This window comes from Streptomyces sp. NPDC031049, assembly GCF_055571015.1.
Window position 1 is genome coordinate 234819 of the sequence record NZ_JBVIGC010000003.1, and the last position, 16269, is coordinate 251087.

Sequence of the window (16269 nt, forward strand, 5' to 3'; positions counted from 1 at the left end):
CTCGTTTCTTGGAGAAAGATTTCCGTGAGCTCGACCAATCGCACCGTGGTCGTCACCGGTATCGGCGCAACCACACCGTTGGGTGGCGACGCGGCATCGACCTGGGAGGGTCTGGTCGCCGGGCGCTCCGGCGTCGGCCCCCTGGAGCAGGACTGGGCCGCCGAGCAGGCGGTCCGCATCGCCGCGCAGATCGCCGTGGAGCCCACCGAGGTCATCCCGCGGCCGCAGGCCCGCCGGCTGGACCGCTCGGCGCAGTTCGCGCTGATCGCGGCCCAGGAGGCGTGGCAGGACGCCGGTTTCACCGCGAAGGCCGGTGAGGGCGCGGAGGTCGACCCCGACCGGCTGGGCGCGGTCATCGCCTCCGGCATCGGCGGTGTGACGACGCTGCTCGACCAGTACGACGTGCTGAAGGAGAAGGGCGTCCGCCGGGTCTCCCCGCACACCGTGCCGATGCTGATGCCGAACAGCCCGTCCGCCAACGTGGGGCTGGCCGTGGGTGCCCGCGCGGGCGTGCACACGCCGGTCTCCGCCTGTGCGTCCGGCGCCGAGGCCATCGGCTACGCCATCGAGATGATCCGCACCGGCCGCGCCGACGTCGTCGTCGCCGGCGGTACGGAGGCGGCGATCCACCCGCTGCCCATCGCCGCGTTCGGCAACATGATGGCGATGTCCAAGAACAACGACGACCCGCAGGGCGCGTCCCGTCCCTACGACGTGGCCCGCGACGGTTTCGTCCTCGGCGAGGGCGCCGGTGTGATCGTCCTGGAGTCCGCCGAGCACGCCGCGGCCCGCGGCGCGCGGGTGTACGCCGAGGCGGTCGGCCAGGGCATCTCCGCCGACAGCCACGACATCGTGCAGCCGGAGCCGGAGGGGCGCGGCATCTCGCACGCGTTGCAGAACCTGCTGGACCGCACCGACCTGGAGCCGGCGGAGATCGTGCACGTCAACGCGCACGCCACGTCGACGCCGGCCGGTGACATCGCGGAGCTGAAGGCGCTGCGGAAGGTGTTCGGCGACGACGCCGACCACATCGCGGTGTCCGGTACGAAGTCGATGACCGGGCATCTGCTCGGCGGTGCCGGTGGTGTCGAGTCGGTCGCGACCGTGCTCGCGCTGTACCACCGGGTGGCGCCGCCGACCATCAACGTCGAGAACCTCGACCCCGAGGCCGAGGCCAACGCGGACGTCGTGCGCGGTGAGGCGCGGAAGCTGCCGGTCGAGGGCCGTATCGCCGCCCTGAACGACTCGTTCGGGTTCGGTGGGCACAACGTGGTGCTGGCGTTCCGGACGGTGTGACTCCGGCTGACCTGAACGGCGATGGCCCGGACCCCGAGAGTGGGTCCGGGCCATCGCCGTCCGGGTGACCGTGATGTTCCGGGTGCGGGCCGAATGCGGCTGGTCGCGCAGTTCCCCGCGCCCCTGACGGCACTGCCCTTGCCGGCGTGCTAAACGACCTGGTGCAGCCATCTCACCGGGGCGCCCTCGCCCGCGTAGCGGAAGGGTTCCAGTTCGTCGTCCCAGGGCTTGCCCAGGAGTCTGGCGATCTCCAGTTCCAGGTCCGTCTCCTCGCGCTGGGCGCGGGTCAGGGCGGCGCGCAGGCGGTCCTCGGGGATGAGGATGTCGCCGTGGATGCCGGTGACGGCGTGGAAGATGCCGAGGTCGGGGGTGCAGCTGTAGCGCTCGCCCTCGGCGGTGGCGCAGGGCTCGGCGGTGACCTCGAAGCGCAGCAGGTGCCAGCCGCGCAGCGCGGAGGCGAGCTTGGAGGCGGTGCCCGCCTCGCCCTGCCAGGAGAACTCCGAGCGCCAGGTGCCGGGCGCGGCGGGCTGCCGGATCCAGTCGAGGCTCACGCGCGTGCCGAGCACCCCGGCGACGGCCCACTCGACGTGCGGGCAGAGCGCGCGCGGAGCGGAGTGCACGTACAGAACTCCACGTGTCGTCACCGGAACCTCCGGGCTGAGCGGGACATCTCTGATGGGGCAGAACGGGCGGAACGGCCGCGGCCGGGCGGGCCGTGCTGATGGCGAGGCTACCGTGCGGCGGCGCAAGGAGTGTGACGTACCGTCGGTCCCGGTGCCGGGAAACCTCCGCCTTTCACCCGGCAGGACGCTTGTACGGGTGTGAGCCGTCGCATCGGGGGCCTCGGGGAACCCTGGCGCGGTGTCATGGGTTGAGGAGCATGAGGGGCCGGCGCGGACGCGTGGCGGACGAGTGAGGGGCGGTAGCGGCATGGAGCAGGCCAGGGGCGGTCGCCGTCGGCGGGCTGTCCTCGCGGTGCTGAGCGCGGCCGTGCTGGGGCTCGCGGGCTGCGACGCCGTCGGCGGTGACGCCTCCGCCCCCGCCGAGCGGAGCGCCAGGCCCTCCCCCGCGCCGGTGTGGGACACCAGCCCGGAGTCGGTCGCCGCCGTGGGCGACTCCATCACCACCGGCTTCGACGCCTGCGCGGTGCTGTCGGACTGCCCCGAGGTGTCGTGGGCGACCGGCACGCGCCCGGAGGTCGACAGTCTGGCGGTGCGGCTGCTGGGGAAGGCGGACGCGGCGGAGCGGAGCTGGAACCACGCGGTGAGCGGGGCCCGGATGGCCGATCTGGCCGGGCAGCTGACCCGGGCGGCGGCGCACCGGCCGGAGCTGGTCACGGTGCTGGTCGGAGCCAACGACGCCTGCCGTGCGTCGACGTCGGCGATGACGTCGGTGGCCGACTTCCGGGCCCAGTTCGAGAGCGCGATGAGGTCGCTGCGCAAGGCTCTGCCCAAGACCCAGGTGTATGTGGCGAGCATCCCCGATCTGAAGCGGCTGTGGTCGCAGGGGCGGACCAGCGCGATGGGCAAGCAGGTGTGGAAGCTGGGCATCTGCCCGACGATGCTGGGCGACGCGGACTCCGTGGACGCCGCCGCGGTGGAGCGCCGGGAGACGGTCGACCGGCGGGTGCGGGACTACAACGAGGTGCTGCGCGAGGTCTGCGCCGAGGACCGCCGGTGCCGCACGGACGGCGGGGCGGTGCACGAGTACCGCTTCGGTGCGGCGCAGTTGAGCCGGTGGGACTGGTTCCATCCCAGTGTGGACGGCCAGGCGCGGCTGGCGGAGATCGCCTACCGCGCGGTCACGGCCGAGCGGGAGTGAGGGCGCCGAGCCCCGGCCCGGCCGTCAGGTCCCGGACCGGGGCTGCTCGCGGGGGACGGTCGTCCCGCCTCAGACGGTAACCGTCGTGGTGAGCCGGCAGTCCGCGAACGAGCGTCCGATCCGGAGTTCGTACGAACCCTTCACAAGGGTCCACGAGCCGGTCGTCTCGTCCCAGACCTCGAAGGCGCGGCGCGGGATCTCGACGGTCGCCTCCGCCGTCTCGCCGGGGCCCGCCTCGACGGCCGCGAAACCGGCCAGCCGGCGCGCGGGGCGGGCGGGGTCGGGTGCGGGCGGGGCGAGGTAGAGCTGCACGACCTCGCGGCCGGGCCGGTCGCCGGTGTTGCGCAGACGGACCCGGACCGTGGCGCCGTCGGCCTCGGCCCGCTCGTAGGCCCAGTCGGTGTAGCCGAGGCCGTGCCCGAAGGGGTAGGCGGGGGTGCGGCCGGCCTTCTCCCAGGCGGCGTAGCCGAGGAACAGGTCCTCGTCGTAGGGCAGTTCGCCGTCGACCGGGGTGACCCGGGTGACCGGGGCGTCCTGGAGGGAACCCCAGGTGGTGGGGAGCCGCCCGCCGGGCTCGTGGGTGCCGGTCAGCACGTCCGCGAGGGCGGCTCCGCCCTCCTGGCCGGGGAACCAGCTCAGCAGCACGGCGGCGACGTCCTCGCGCCAGGGCAGCTCCACCGGGGAGCCGGAGTTGACCACCACGACCGTGTCCGGGTTGGCGGCGGCGACCGCCCGGACCAGGTCGTCCTGGCGGCCGGGGAGGGTGAGGTCGGTGCGGTCGAAGCCCTCGGACTCGACGCGGTCGGTGGTGGCGACGACCACCACGGCGGTGTCGGCGTTCCGCGCGGTCTCGACGGCCTCGGCGATCAGTTCGTCGGGGTCGCGCCGGGGGTCCTGGTGGGCGAGGGCGAAGATGACCGCCCGCATGCCGATGCCCTCGGGGAGTTCGACGATGTAAGTGAGGGAGACGTCGACCGGCCGGCCGGCGGTGAGTTCCACCTCCGCCCGGGGCACGGGTGCACCGAAGAAGGTGGTGAAGGGGTCGCCCTCGGCGGGGCGCTGGACGCCGTCGAAGTACGACGTGCCGGCGACGGTGAGCCGGAACGCGCCGACGCCCTGGACGCCGAAGGTGTGCGTGCCGCTCTCGCGCGGGGTGAAGGTGCCGGTCAGCTCCACGCTGTGCAGCCGGTCGTGGGTGACGCCGTCGGGCAGGGCCGGACCCATCCACTTGATCTGGCCGCCCGGTGCGGAGGCGGAGCCGAGCACCGTCCCGTCGGCGTCCCGGCACACGGCGCGCAGCTCGAAGCCCTGGTCGAAGACGGAGAGTTCGGTGTTCGGGTCGGCGCCCAGGGCGTAGGTCAGCGTGCCCTCCGGCAGGGCGGCGGTCAGGCCGTCGAGCGGGGAGACGACACGGGACGGGAAGACGGTGGCGGAGCCGCCGCCGAGGATCCGGGCGTCGCGGGCGGCGGCGCCGATCAGCGCCACCGTGCGACCGGGTCGCAGGGGCAGGGCACGGTCGTCGTTGCGCAGGAGGACGAAGGAGCGGCGGGCGATCTCGCGGGCCAGGGCCTCGCCGTCGACGGTGGCGGGCGGCTCGGTGACGACCGGTTCGGCGCCCTGGAGGACGCCGACGCGGGCGGCGAGCCGCAGGACGTTGCGGACGGCGGCGTCGACGGTGGCCTCGGCGACCTCGCCGTCCCGTACGGCCCGCGCGAGCGCCTCCCCGTACACGGTGTCCGGGCCCGGCATGGCGATGTCGAGCCCGCCTTCGATCGCGCCCACGGTCGACCGGGCGGCCGTCCAGTCGGAGACGTTGCAGCCGTCGAAGCCCCACTCACCGCGCAGGACCTCGTTGACCAGGTGGTGGTGCTCGGTCATCGTCGTGCCGTTGACCTGGTTGTAGGCGGTCATGACGCCCCAGGGGCGGGCGCTCGCGACGATCGCCTCGAAGGGCGCCAGGTACAGCTCGCGCAGGGCCCGCTCGGAGACCCGGTTGTCCACCGTGAAGCGGTCGGTCTCGGCGTCGTTGGCCACGAAGTGCTTGACGGTGGTGCCGACGCCGCCGGACTGGACGCCGGTGACGTAGCCGGTGCCGATGCGGCCGGTCAGGTACGGGTCCTCGCTGTAGGCCTCGAAGTGCCGGCCGCCGAGCGGGGAGCGGTGCAGGTTGACCGTGGGGGCGAGCAGGACGTGGACGCCCTTGCGGCGGGCCTCCTGGGCGAGCAGCACGCCCGCCCGGTGGGCCAGGCCGGGGTCCCAGCAGGCGGCCAGCGCGGTCGGTGAGGGCAGCGCCACGGACGGGTCGTCGGCGCTCCAGCGCACGCCCCGGACGCCGATCGGGCCGTCGGACATCACCAGGGACCGCAGGCCGATCTCCGGCAGGGCGGGCAAAGACCACATGTCCTGCCCGGCCAGCAACCGGGTCTTGGCGTCCAGGTCGAGCTTGCCGAGTGCCGCCTCCACGGCCGCCTCGCGGGCCGCCTCCGCATCCGCCTGTGCCTGTGTCCGCGCCATCGCGGCACCTCCTCGCCGAAGCCGTCGGGTTGCCGCCATCCTGCCCCGCAACCTGGCGATCGGTAGGTTTCGTTACTCTAGCGTTATGAAGCACTGCCCGGGGTGCCGTACGGTGACGTCATGACGACCAGGGCCAGGAGCGGGGAACGGCGCGCGGAGATCGTGCAGGCCGCCCTGGAGGTGATCGCCGAGCGCGGCTACCGGGGAGCCAGCCTCGCCGCGGTCGCCGAGCGGGTCGGCCTCACCCAGCAGGGGCTGCTGCACCACTTCCCGACGAAGGAGGCCCTGCTGGTGGCGGTGCTCAAGGAGCGGGACCGCTGGGACGCGGTGCCGGCCGAGCGGCTCCGGCTGGACCTGCTGGTCTCCCTGGTCGAGTACAACGCGATGCGGCCGGCCATCATCCAGACCTTCTCCGCGCTGCTCGGCGAGAGCGTCACGGAGGGCCATCCGGCCCGGGAGTACTTCACCGAGCGCTACCAGCGGGTGCGCGCCTCCATGGCGGACCTGCTGCGCGCCGAGTACGGCGACCGGCTGCCGGGCGGACTGACCCCCGAGCGGGCGGCCCCGCTGATCGTGGCGGTCCTCGACGGGTTGCAGTACCAGTGGCTGCTGGACCCGGAGTCGGTGGACATGCCGGCCGCCTTCCGCGACCTCCTGACCCTGCTCGGCGAGGACTGAACGGCCCGGCCGCCCCGTAGCGCACATCACTTCCGTCACGCGATACTGCGCCCGTCCAGCGGACGCACCCCACGGCGACGGAAGGACCCGAACTCCCTTGAATCCCCTGCGTATGCGCGTCGGCGCACTCGGACTGGCCCTGGTGGCGGGGCTCGCGACGCCGGCGACGGCGGCGCCCTCGCCCGGCCCGGTGTCCTCCCCCACCGTGGAGGAGCGGCGGCTGGAGAAGGAGGTGCCGCGGGAGATCCTGCGGCGGTCCGGATTCGACGCGGTGGCACCGGCGTTCGTCCGGAAGCTGGGCCGCGCGGGCTCCTACGCGGACGCCCGCCGCATGGTCGTCCGCGAGGGCGAGGCCCTGTGGCGGCGGGCCGTGGACCGGGTGCGGGGACGCGGCCCGGCGGGCGGGGACCTCAGCCGGGACGACGACCGGCCGCTGTACTGGGCGCGGCTGGCGCTGACCCGGGAACTGCGCGCCTGGCAGCCGGGCTTCGCCCTGTCCGACGGGCAGCGGCAGGCGCTCCTCGGCGAGTTGGAGCGGACCTCCCGGGGGCAGACCGCCATCCGCTATCCGCGCGGCAAGGGGCTCAAGCGGGTCCTGGTCACCGGCTTCGACCCGTTCACCCTCGACCGCGACATCCGCATCTCCAACCCGTCCGGTGCCGTCGCGCTCGCCCTGGACGGCACGGTGATCGAGACGGCCGAGGGCCCGGCCCGGGTGGAGGCGGCCGTGTTCCCGGTGCGGTGGGCGGACTTCACCGCCGGGGCGGTGGAGCGGGCGCTCGGGCCCCGGCTGCCCGAGGTGGACCTGTTCGCGACCGTGAGCCAGGGACGCGTGGGCCGGTTCGACATCGAGCGGACCAACGGGGCCTGGCGGGGCGGGTTCCCGGACAACGACACCATCGGCCGGACGGGGACGATCCCGGTCGCCGACCCCGCCTCGCAACCGCAGTGGACGACGACGACCCTGCCGTACGCCCGCATCGTGGCGGCGGACACCGGTCGGTTCCCCGTCCTCGACAACACGTCCGTGACCGAGATACCGGCGGGAGGCACCGAGCCCGTCGTACGGCCGGACGGGCCCACGCCCGGGTCGACGGCACGGGCGGGCGGCGGCGGGGACTACCTGTCCAACGAGATCGCCTACCGGGCGACGCTGCTGCGCGACCGGCTGGGGCTGCGGGGGCGGCTGCCGGGCGGCCATGTGCACACGCCGGTGCTCCGGTTCGGCGCCGGCAACACCACCGAGGTCACCGACCCGGAGTTCGTCCGCAACCGGCTGGACATCGTCGCGCAGACACGGGCGATCGTGGCCGTCGCGGTCGGGGCCGGGACGGGTGCCGGTACGGCGGAGCGGGCGGGTGCCGGTACGGCGGAGCGGACGGGGGGCTGACAGGGCTCGCGGACTGGACGGCGAGGCCCCCGGTCAGCCGGTGACCTGCTCGCCCTCGGGGGCCTCCTCGCCGCCCCGGGTCTCCTCGCCGTCGCGGGTCTCCTCGCCCAGCAGTTCGCGGGCGAGCAGCGTCGCGCCGGCCACCGCGCCCGGCATCAGGAACACCGCGACGAACGGCACCAGGAAGGCCAGGCCCAGCGGGGTGCCGAAGCCCCAGACCAGCGTCTTGCGGGAGCGCAGCAGAGCGAGGCGGTCCCGCAGCTGGACACCGCGGCGCTGGAGGGCGACGGAGGTCAGCTCCTCGGTGAGGAAGAATCCGGTCACGAAGAAACCGGCCACCGGTACGGCCGTCTGCCCGACGACCGGGATGAATCCGCACGCGAAGAGCAGCACGCCCCACAGTGCGGCGCGGACCAGGATGCGCAGGCTGTCGCGGCCGGAGATCCACAGCTCGCGCAGGAGCGGCAGGTCCGACCCGGGGGCGGTGCCGTCCGGGGAGACGTCCCGGTCGACCCGCTCGGAGAGGTTCTCGTAGAAGGGCTGGCCGACCAGGAGCGTGACCGCCGTGAAGGTGAGGACGGCCAGCAGCAGCGCCAGGGCGAACAGGACGGCGGTCAGAAAGCCGCGGAACAGCCCCGGCCAGGGGCTCGACCAGTCGTCGGCGAACGGGGTCGCCCAGGCGACGGCGTCCGAGCCCCACAGCGACAGCGCGATCAGCGCCGCCGCGTACAGGACCAGGGTGATCAGGCCGGGGACGAGCCCGAGACCGTAGCTCTTGCCGTGCCGGGCCACCCAGCGCTGGCCCTTCAGGAGATGGCCGAATCCCGCCCCAAGATCGCGCATGCCCGCACTCTATCGGGCCGTGCGGCGTCGCCGTCGCCGGCCGCGGGGGAACGACGGGAAGGCCGCACCCCCTGTTCGAGGGTGCGGCCTTCCCGTCGCGCGCGGCGGACCGCGTCAGGCCAGCGTCACGGTGATGTTGCCACGGGTCGCCTTGGAGTACGGGCAGACCTGGTGGGCCTTCTCGACCAGCGAGCGGGCGGTGGCGGCGTCCACCGTCGGGATCTCGGCCGCGATCTCGACGATGATCCCGAAGCCGTCGTCGTTCTTGCCGATCCCGACCTTCGCGGTGACGGTCGAGCCGGTCACGTCGACGTTCTCCTGGCGGGCGACGACGCCGAGGGCGCCCTGGAAGCAGGCGCTGTAGCCGGCGGCGAACAGCTGCTCGGGGTTGGTGCCCTCGCCGCTGCCGCCCATCTCCTTGGGCGGGTTCACGACGACGTCGAGCTTGCCGTCGTCGGTGGCGACCCGGCCGTCACGGCCGTTCTCGGCGGTGGCGACGGCGGTGTACAGGACCTCGGACTGCTGAATGGGCATGCGGTTGTCTTCCTCCTCGGTCCGCCGCGACTCGCGCCCACGATCGCGACGGATTTCGGAAAGAAGCTACCGCATACCGGAAAATCGGTGAACCCCTGGCCGGCCGGGTCGCCGGGGGCCGGGCGCCGGATGCCGGTTCAGAGCTTGACGATCATCTTGCCGATGTTGTCGCCGCGCAGGACGCCCAGGAAGGCGTCCAGGTTGTTCTCGATGCCCTCGACGACGGTCTCGCGGTACTTCAGCGAGCCGTCCCGCACCCACGGGCCGACCTCCTGCACGAACTGCGGCTGGAGGTCGTAGTGGTCGCCGACGAGGAAGCCCTCGATGCGGCCGCGGGTCTGGATGAGGCGGGCGAGGTTGCGCGGGCCGGGGGCGGGCTCGGTGTTGTTGTACACCGAGATCATCCCGCAGACCGCGATGCGGCCGTCCCGGTTGAGGGAGCCGATCGCGGCCTCCAGGTGATCGCCGCCGACGTTGTCGAAGTAGACGTCGATGCCGTCCGGGGCGGCCTCGCGCAGCTGGCGGCCGACGGGGCCGTTCTTGTAGTTGAACGCGGCGTCGAAGCCGTACTCCTCGACCAGCAGCTTGACCTTCTCGTCGGAACCGGCCGAGCCGATGACCCGGGAGGCGCCCTTGAGCCTGGCGATCTGCCCGACCTGGCTGCCGACGGCGCCCGCGGCACCGGAGACGAACACCGCGTCGCCCTCCTTGAAGGCGGCGGTGCGCAGCAGGCCGGCGTAGGCGGTGAGGCCGGTCATGCCGAGGACACCGAGGTACGTCGACAGCGGCGCGGCCTCGGGGTCGACCTTGACGGCGTTCTTCGCGTCCACGGCGGCGTACTCGCGCCAGCCGAAGAAGTGCAGGACGTGGTCGCCGACGGCGATGCCCTCGGCGCGGGAGGCGACGACCTCGCCGACGGCGCCGCCCTGCATGACCTTGCCCAGCTCGAAGGGGGCGACGTAGGACTTGGCGTCGCTCATCCGGCCCCGCATGTACGGGTCGACGGAGACGTACCGGTTGCGGACCAGCACCTGCCCCTCGCCCGGCACCGGCATCGGGGCCTCGACCAGGGCGAAGTTCTCCGGCTCGGGCCAGCCGACCGGGCGGCTGAGCAGGTGCCATTCGCGGTTGACGGCGGGGAGGGAGGGGGAGTCGGTCATGGCGGCGCCTTTCAGCGAGTCGACAAGTACTTCAGTACCTGAAACAACGATGCTCCCGAACATTTCAGGTTGTCAAACATCGGTACCCTGGAGCCATGGCTCCCTCACCACACTCCCGGCCCGGCCGTCCGGACGCGCTGACCCTGGAAGTCGTCGAGCTCATCGGCGAGGTCGTGGCCCGCTTCTCCGCGGATTACGAGGAGGCTGCCGCGGAGAAGGCGCTGACCGGGGCGCAGGCGAAGCTGCTGAGTCTGCTGTCGCTGGAGCCGCTGCCGATGCGGAAGCTGGCGAACAAGCTGAAGTGTGAGCCGTCGAACGTCACGGGGATCGTGGACCGGCTGGAGGCGCGGGGGCTGGTCGAGCGGCGGCTCGACCCCGGCGACCGGCGGGTGAAGGTGGCGGCGGCGACGGAGGACGGGCGGCGGATGGCCCGTGAGCTGCGGGAGTCACTGCGTTTCGCCCGTGAGCCGCTGGCCGGGTTGTCGGGGGCGGAGCGGGAGGCCCTGCGGGGGCTGCTGCGGCGGATGCTGGGGGTGGCCGGAGGCGAGGGGGAGGGCCGGGGCGTCTAGGGCCTGCCTGTTGCGAAAGTGGAGTTGTCGGACCGTATGCACCCTGCGGCAGGTACCGGTTGTTTCAGGCTCTTGAGGACTGCCGCCCCTCGGGACCGTCAGCTGCGATCGGGAGGCTGCCCAGTGTCAGTGCAGCCGGCGGGGGCAACGGTGAGTTGGCCGCGTCGGTGCGGAACGACTGGAGCAGATAGGCCACCAGGCGCCGGGACGCTGCACCGTCAGCCGGCAGGGCGGTCACCAGACCGCAGTGTGCCAACAGGACCACGGCGAGGTCGGAAGGGTGAAAATCAGCCCGCAGCGCGCCCGACGCCTGGGCCCTGCGTACCAGGATCGTGAAGTCCCGCTCGGCTCGTTGCCGGGACCGCGCGTGTTCCGACGTGCTTTCCGGGAAGGCCGCGACGAACGCGGCCGGGAACCCGCGTTCCTCCCGTTGCAGAGCGCAGACCGTCTCGACCAGCTGCTGAAAGCCTTGCCACGGGTCAGGGGCGGCCAGAGCCTCGGTGAGCGCCCGCGCGCAGGTCTCCATCTGCTGCGCGAACGCGCCTCTCACCAGGGCGTCGCGGGTCGGGAAATGCCGGTACAGCGTCGCCACGCCGACCCCGGCCCGTCGGGCCACGGTCGCCATCGGGGCGTCGATTCCGTGCTCCGCAAAGACCGCACGGGCGGCGACGAGGAGGCGCTCCCGGTTGCGCCGGGCGTCCGCCCGTAGCTCGTCCCGGGCCGTGATACGAGAGGATTCCGTCATCACTGTCTCTCACTTCCGGTCCAAGCGGACGATTGCGTCCGTTTAAGAGCTTACGGTCGATGCCAGATCCCTGTACGGGCCCCGGCGCCAAAGGCAGAACGATGACAGACCGCATGATGAAGGCAGTGCTCTACGACCGCTATGGCAGCCCCGATGTGCTCTACACGGGCCGCGTGCCACTCCCCGAGCCAGGCCCCGGCGAGATCCTTGTGAAGGTGCGCGCGTTCAGCGTCAACGGCGGCGAACTGGCAGCCCGTGCCGGCCGTCTCCGCCTGCTGAGCGGCCGGAAATTCCCCAAGCGCGTCGGCTTGGATTTCACCGGCGAGGTCGCCGCACTGGGTGCCGGGGACGCACGGTTCGCGGCCGGCGACCGCGTATGGGGGGTCTTGGGACGCACCGCCGCGTTCGGCAGCGCCGCCGAGTACGTGACCGTTCCCGCCGAGCGGGTCGGCCGGCTCCCCGATGGCCTTGACCTGGTGGACGCCGCCGCACTGCCGGTGGCCACCACAGCCATCACCGCGCTGCGGGACAAAGCCGGGCTGCGCCCCGGCGAACGACTCCTCGTCCGGGGCGCGGCGGGCGGTGTCGGCAACGCCGCCGTCCAGCTCGGACGGGCGTACGGCGCCGAGGTCACGGCCCTGGCCCGTGCAGCCAACCTCGACTTCGTCCGCGGGCTCGGCGCGCACAAGGCCGTCGACCACCGGACCGTGCTGCCGGCGGAGCTGGGTCGCTTCGACGTGGTCCTGGACACCGCGGGGACCGACCTGCGGGCCTTCCGGCGCCTACTGAATCCGGGCGGGCGCATGGTCACCATCGCCTTCGACCTGAAACGGCCCGCGGCGTCGCTCGGCTACCTCGCGGCCAGCACGGTCCACGGGCACGGCCGGGTGCGCTTCTTCAGCGGCAACCCCACGCGGGCGGACTTCGACGACCTCGCCCGCCATGTGGTCGAGGGCAAGCTGAGCCCTGCGGTGGACACGGTCTTCCCCCTGGAGGAGACAGCAGCGGCACACCGGGCGCTGGAGGCGGGCGGCGTCCAGGGCAAGTACGTGGTCAGGGTCGCGTAGGGCGTCTGGAAATGCTGATCACAGCCACTCCTCGATGGCAGCGACGAGGACGGTGCGTGCCCCGGCACCGTGCTGAGGGGCACGGTGAGTGTCCGGTGCCAGGTGCCGTTCCGCTGCCATCGGCGGAACAGGTCGTAGACGCGGTTCCATGGTCCGTGTCTGAGGGGGACGTCCCGCCATGGAACTCCCGTCCGGACACGAAACCGTATGCCGTCGATCAGCCACCGCCGAGGCCAGGCGGGTGGCCGCCCCGTCCTGGCACCCTCCGGCGGGCGCGCCCGCAGGGGCGGGCGGGTGTTAGGCGTCCGTAGGGGGCACGGCCCTCGGGGCGGGTCAGGTGCACCACCACAGGAAGCGCTCGCAGGTTTCCGTGGGGGTGGGCTCCGGGGGTGGGGACTCCGTCGTCGGGTCGGCGGGCTCCGGCGTGGGGTCGGCCGGTGGCGGCGCGGTCGGGGGGCGGGTGGGCGGGGGGCCGGAGGTCGGGTCGGCGGCCGGAGGGCTGGTCGTGCCCTCCGCGGGGGCGGTCTCCGACTCCTTCTCCTCCGGGGACTCCGACGCCGACGCCGACGCCGACGGAGAGGCCGACGTGTCACCCGGGGACGGTGACGCCGTCGGTGTCCCGGTGCGGGTGGTTCCGCCCCCCGGTGCGGCCGGGTCCTGGCCGGCCTCCGGTGACGACCCTCCGTCCGGCGAGGCGTTGCCTGCGGCGGCGGGCTGGGTCGGGTCGGCCGGTGCGTCCATGCCGAGTTCGGCCAGGCTCAGGCCGCCGGCCGCGAGCACGAAGCCGGCCGTGATCAGGAGGGTACGGCGCCTGCGCCGGCGGTGGGCCGCGGCCTTGCGGTCGCGACGGCTCGCCCCGGCCCCGCTCCGGCCGTTACGGCTCCTGCCGTTGCCGCTCCGGCCGGCGTCACTGCGCCCGGCGCCTTCCCGGCCGGTGCCACTCCGGCCGGCGTCGCTGGGGCCGGCGTCACCGAGGCCGGCGTCACTGGAGCCGGCGTCGCTGGGGCCGGTGCCGCCGGGGAAGGCTGCGGTGTGGACGTCGGGTCCGGGGTCGGGCTCCCGGCCGTCCTCCCCGATGTGGTGGAGCTGGTCGGCTGGGAGGCCGCACCCCGGGCAGGCGAGGGCGCCGTTGAGGTGCCGTCGGCACGGGTGGCAGTAGTCCATGACGCGGGAAGGGTAGATTCCGCGCGGGTGACGCCACCAGACTCCCCTGTGAAGGTTGTGTGGGAAACCCTCCGGGTCCGGCCGGCCCCGGCCGGACCCGCGAGGCCGAAACTCCCGAAACCGTTATGTGTCCACCCCATTGACACCCCCGCCACGCCGTCTTTACTGTCACGCCAGCATTTCGAACGAGTGCCGAAATATCGAACAGAGCGAAGGGCAACTGCCGTGCGCATCACCGGAATCAGCACGCACGTGGTCGGGACGCCGTGGCGCAACCTGACGTACGTTCAGGTGCACACCGACGAGGGGATCACGGGAGTCGGGGAGACCCGGATGCTCGGGCACACCGACGCTCTCCTGGGCTACTTGAAGGAGGCGGAGGCCAACCACATTCTCGGCTCGGACCCGTTCGCTGTCGAGGACCTGGTGCGGCGGATGAAGTACGGCGACTACGGGCGCGCGGGCGAGATCGTGATGTCCGGCATCGCCGTCGTCGAGATGGCCTGCTGGGACATCAAGGGCAAGGCCCTCGGCGTCCCCGTCTGGCAGCTGCTGGGCGGCAAGGTCACCGACAAGGTGAAGGCGTACGCCAACGGCTGGTACACCACCGAGCGGACCCCGGAGGCGTACCACAAGGCCGCGCAGGGCGTCATGGAGCGCGGGTACCGGGCGCTGAAGATCGACCCGTTCGGCACCGGGCACTTCGAACTCGACCACGAGCAGACCCTGTACGCCGTCTCGCTGATCGAGGCCGTACGGGACGCCATCGGTCCCGACGCCGAGCTGATGCTGGAGATGCACGGCCGCTTCTCCCCCGCGACCGCCGTCCGGCTCGCCAAGGAGATGGCACCGTTCAAGCCGGCGTGGCTGGAGGAGCCGGTGCCGCCGGAGAACCTCCGGGCGCTGAAGAAGGTCGCCGAGAAGGTGGACCTGCCGGTGGCCACGGGTGAGCGCATCCACGACCGGATCGAGTTCCGGGAGCTGTTCGAGGACCAGTCGGTGGACATCATCCAGCCGGACGTCGGCCACCTCGGCGGCATCTGGGAGACCCGCAAGCTGGCCGCCACCGCCGAGACGCACTACATGCTCGTCGCCCCGCACAACGTCGGCGGGTCCGTGCTCACCGCCGCCTCGCTCCAGGTCGGCTTCACCTCCCCGAACTTCAAGATCCTGGAGCACTTCAACGACTTCGCCGACGCGGAGATCAAGAAGGTCGTCAAGGGTGCTCCCCAGGTGGTCGACGGGTACTTCCACCTCTCCGACGCCCCCGGCCTCGGCGTCGAGCTGGACACGGACGCGGCGGCCGAGTTCCCGCAGCAGCAGGCCCGGTTCGACCTGTGGGCCGAGGGGTGGGAGCAGCGCAAGCCGAAGGGCACGCAGCGGTGAGCGCCGCGGTCGTCATCGAGGCGCCGGGCTCGCACCGGCTGGCCGCGCACGAGCCGCGCGACCCCGGTCCCGGCGAGGCCCTGGTCCGGGTGCACGCCGCCGGCATCTGCGGCAGCGACCGCGAGGTGTACCAGGGCAACCGGCCCGAGGGGTACGTGCGCTACCCGCTCACCCCGGGCCACGAGTGGTCCGGAACGGTGGAGGCGGCCGGCACCGGGGTGCCCGCCTCGCTCGTCGGCCGCAAGGTCGTCGGGGAGGGCTTCCGCAACTGCCAGGTCTGCGACCGCTGTCACGCGGGCGAGACGACGCTGTGCACCGCCGGGTACGCGGAGACCGGGTTCACCGAGCCGGGCGCCATGGCCCCGACCCTGACGCTCCCGGCGCGGCTGCTGCACGTGCTGCCGGACGCCGCCGACCTGACGGCCGCCGCCCTGCTGGAGCCGGCCGCCTGCATCGCCGCCGCCGCGCTGAAGGCGAACGCCCGCCCGGGTGAGCGGGTCGCGGTCGTCGGCACCGGCACCCTCGGGATGTTCGCCGTGCAGTTCCTGGCGGCCGGGTCCCCGGCCGAGCTGCTGGTCGTCGGCACGCGCGACGACCGCGAGGCGCTGTCCCGGCGGTACGGGGCCACCGGCTTCCGCACCAAGGACCGGCCGCTGCCCGGCGACTTCGACGTCGTCGTCGAGACGGCCGGGTCCGCCGACGCGGCCCGCACCGCCGCCGCCCTGCTCCGGCGCGGCGGGCGGCTGGTGCTGACCGGGATCCCGGCACCGGGCGCCGACGGCCTGGACCCGACCGATCTGGTGGTGCGCCAGCTTGAGGTGCACACCGTCTTCGGGGCACCGCCGGACGCCTGGGCGCACACGGTGCGGATGTTCGCGGCCGGACTGCTCGATCCGCAGCCGCTGGTCACCCACGAACTGCCGCTGGACGATTTCGCGCACGCCATCGAGCTGGTCGGCTCCGGCGATCCGAAGGTCGGCAAGGTGCTGCTGCGCCCCGGGCACCGGTAGCCGCCCCCGAGCCGTACGCCGGTACGGGGGCGACCTGACGGCCTCCGTACCGGCGTACCTCCAAGCCCTTCACACCCTGTGCCGCGAACCTT

The 16269-nt window shown here is 73.1% G+C and carries 15 protein-coding genes and 1 pseudogene; 8 read left to right on the forward strand and 8 right to left on the reverse strand.

The window, feature by feature from the left end:
* Nucleotides 1-24: 24 nt before the first annotated feature.
* Nucleotides 25-1296: a beta-ketoacyl-ACP synthase II gene (gene fabF, locus ACZ45Q_RS06745; protein ID WP_468255921.1), complete on the forward strand. Its 1272-nt coding sequence runs from the start codon at nucleotides 25-27 to the stop codon at nucleotides 1294-1296.
* A 149-nt stretch (nucleotides 1297-1445) separates the two neighbouring features.
* Here fabF and ACZ45Q_RS06750 read toward each other — a convergent pair whose 3' ends face one another.
* Nucleotides 1446-1940: a DUF3145 domain-containing protein gene (locus tag ACZ45Q_RS06750; protein WP_468255923.1), complete on the reverse strand. Its 495-nt coding sequence runs from the start codon at nucleotides 1938-1940 to the stop codon at nucleotides 1446-1448.
* A gap of 286 nt (nucleotides 1941-2226) precedes the next feature.
* Between ACZ45Q_RS06750 and ACZ45Q_RS06755 the strand changes: the two genes are divergently transcribed.
* Complete coding sequence (locus ACZ45Q_RS06755) at nucleotides 2227-3117, forward strand: SGNH/GDSL hydrolase family protein (RefSeq protein ID WP_468255926.1); 891 nt, start codon at nucleotides 2227-2229, stop codon at nucleotides 3115-3117.
* Between the two features lie 69 nt (nucleotides 3118-3186).
* Here the strand turns inward: ACZ45Q_RS06755 and ACZ45Q_RS06760 are convergent, their stop codons facing one another.
* The gene (locus tag ACZ45Q_RS06760) at nucleotides 3187-5631 is read right to left on the reverse strand and encodes a beta-glucosidase H (RefSeq protein WP_468255928.1); all 2445 of its coding nucleotides are present in this window, start codon (nucleotides 5629-5631) and stop codon (nucleotides 3187-3189) included.
* A 102-nt stretch (nucleotides 5632-5733) separates the two neighbouring features.
* On the opposite strand from ACZ45Q_RS06760, the gene ACZ45Q_RS06765 reads away from it, so the two are divergent.
* Together ACZ45Q_RS06765 and ACZ45Q_RS06770 are read left to right on the forward strand one after the other, a co-directional pair.
* Nucleotides 5734-6309, forward strand: a complete 576-nt coding sequence (locus ACZ45Q_RS06765) for a TetR/AcrR family transcriptional regulator (RefSeq protein WP_468255931.1) — start codon at nucleotides 5734-5736, stop codon at nucleotides 6307-6309.
* A gap of 112 nt (nucleotides 6310-6421) precedes the next feature.
* Nucleotides 6422-7699 (forward strand): pyroglutamyl-peptidase I, encoded by a 1278-nt coding sequence (locus ACZ45Q_RS06770; RefSeq protein WP_468256473.1) that lies wholly within the window; start codon nucleotides 6422-6424, stop codon nucleotides 7697-7699.
* A 33-nt stretch (nucleotides 7700-7732) separates the two neighbouring features.
* Here the strand turns inward: ACZ45Q_RS06770 and ACZ45Q_RS06775 are convergent, their stop codons facing one another.
* From ACZ45Q_RS06775 to ACZ45Q_RS06785, 3 genes are all read right to left on the reverse strand, one after another.
* Nucleotides 7733-8542 carry an EI24 domain-containing protein gene (locus ACZ45Q_RS06775; RefSeq protein WP_468255934.1) on the reverse strand — a complete coding sequence of 270 codons (810 nt, stop codon included), beginning with the start codon at nucleotides 8540-8542 and terminating at the stop codon, nucleotides 7733-7735.
* Nucleotides 8543-8656: 114 nt separating this feature from the next.
* Nucleotides 8657-9076 (reverse strand): organic hydroperoxide resistance protein, encoded by a 420-nt coding sequence (locus tag ACZ45Q_RS06780; RefSeq protein ID WP_468255936.1) that lies wholly within the window; start codon nucleotides 9074-9076, stop codon nucleotides 8657-8659.
* 137 nt (nucleotides 9077-9213) lie between these two features.
* Complete coding sequence (locus ACZ45Q_RS06785) at nucleotides 9214-10236, reverse strand: NADP-dependent oxidoreductase (protein ID WP_468255939.1); 1023 nt, start codon at nucleotides 10234-10236, stop codon at nucleotides 9214-9216.
* 95 nt (nucleotides 10237-10331) lie between these two features.
* Here ACZ45Q_RS06785 and ACZ45Q_RS06790 point away from each other — a divergent pair, with 95 nt between their 5' ends.
* Complete coding sequence (locus tag ACZ45Q_RS06790; protein WP_468255942.1) at nucleotides 10332-10805, forward strand: MarR family winged helix-turn-helix transcriptional regulator; 474 nt, start codon at nucleotides 10332-10334, stop codon at nucleotides 10803-10805.
* A 64-nt stretch (nucleotides 10806-10869) separates the two neighbouring features.
* On the opposite strand, the gene ACZ45Q_RS06795 is transcribed toward ACZ45Q_RS06790, so the two are convergent.
* A complete protein-coding gene (locus ACZ45Q_RS06795; RefSeq protein WP_468255945.1) occupies nucleotides 10870-11550 on the reverse strand; it encodes a TetR/AcrR family transcriptional regulator in 681 nt (226 codons plus the stop codon).
* A 101-nt stretch (nucleotides 11551-11651) separates the two neighbouring features.
* Here ACZ45Q_RS06795 and ACZ45Q_RS06800 point away from each other — a divergent pair, with 101 nt between their 5' ends.
* Nucleotides 11652-12617, forward strand: coding sequence for an NAD(P)-dependent alcohol dehydrogenase (locus tag ACZ45Q_RS06800; protein ID WP_468255947.1), 966 nt, complete (start codon nucleotides 11652-11654; stop codon nucleotides 12615-12617).
* A gap of 83 nt (nucleotides 12618-12700) precedes the next feature.
* Here the strand turns inward: ACZ45Q_RS06800 and ACZ45Q_RS06805 are convergent.
* Nucleotides 12701-12901: pseudogene (locus tag ACZ45Q_RS06805) on the reverse strand (transposase); the annotation flags it as partial.
* Between the two features lie 49 nt (nucleotides 12902-12950).
* Entirely contained in the window at nucleotides 12951-13781 is an 831-nt protein-coding gene (locus ACZ45Q_RS06810; protein WP_468255950.1) for an SCO2400 family protein, read from the reverse strand.
* A 225-nt stretch (nucleotides 13782-14006) separates the two neighbouring features.
* Between ACZ45Q_RS06810 and ACZ45Q_RS06815 the strand changes: the two genes are divergently transcribed.
* Together ACZ45Q_RS06815 and ACZ45Q_RS06820 are read left to right on the forward strand one after the other, a co-directional pair.
* A complete protein-coding gene (locus tag ACZ45Q_RS06815; RefSeq protein WP_468255954.1) occupies nucleotides 14007-15167 on the forward strand; it encodes a mandelate racemase/muconate lactonizing enzyme family protein in 1161 nt (386 codons plus the stop codon).
* The gene (locus ACZ45Q_RS06820; RefSeq protein ID WP_468255957.1) at nucleotides 15164-16177 is read left to right on the forward strand and encodes a zinc-dependent alcohol dehydrogenase; all 1014 of its coding nucleotides are present in this window, start codon (nucleotides 15164-15166) and stop codon (nucleotides 16175-16177) included. Before ACZ45Q_RS06815 ends, ACZ45Q_RS06820 begins: the two co-directional genes overlap by 4 nt.
* The last annotated feature ends 92 nt before the right edge of the window (nucleotides 16178-16269 follow it).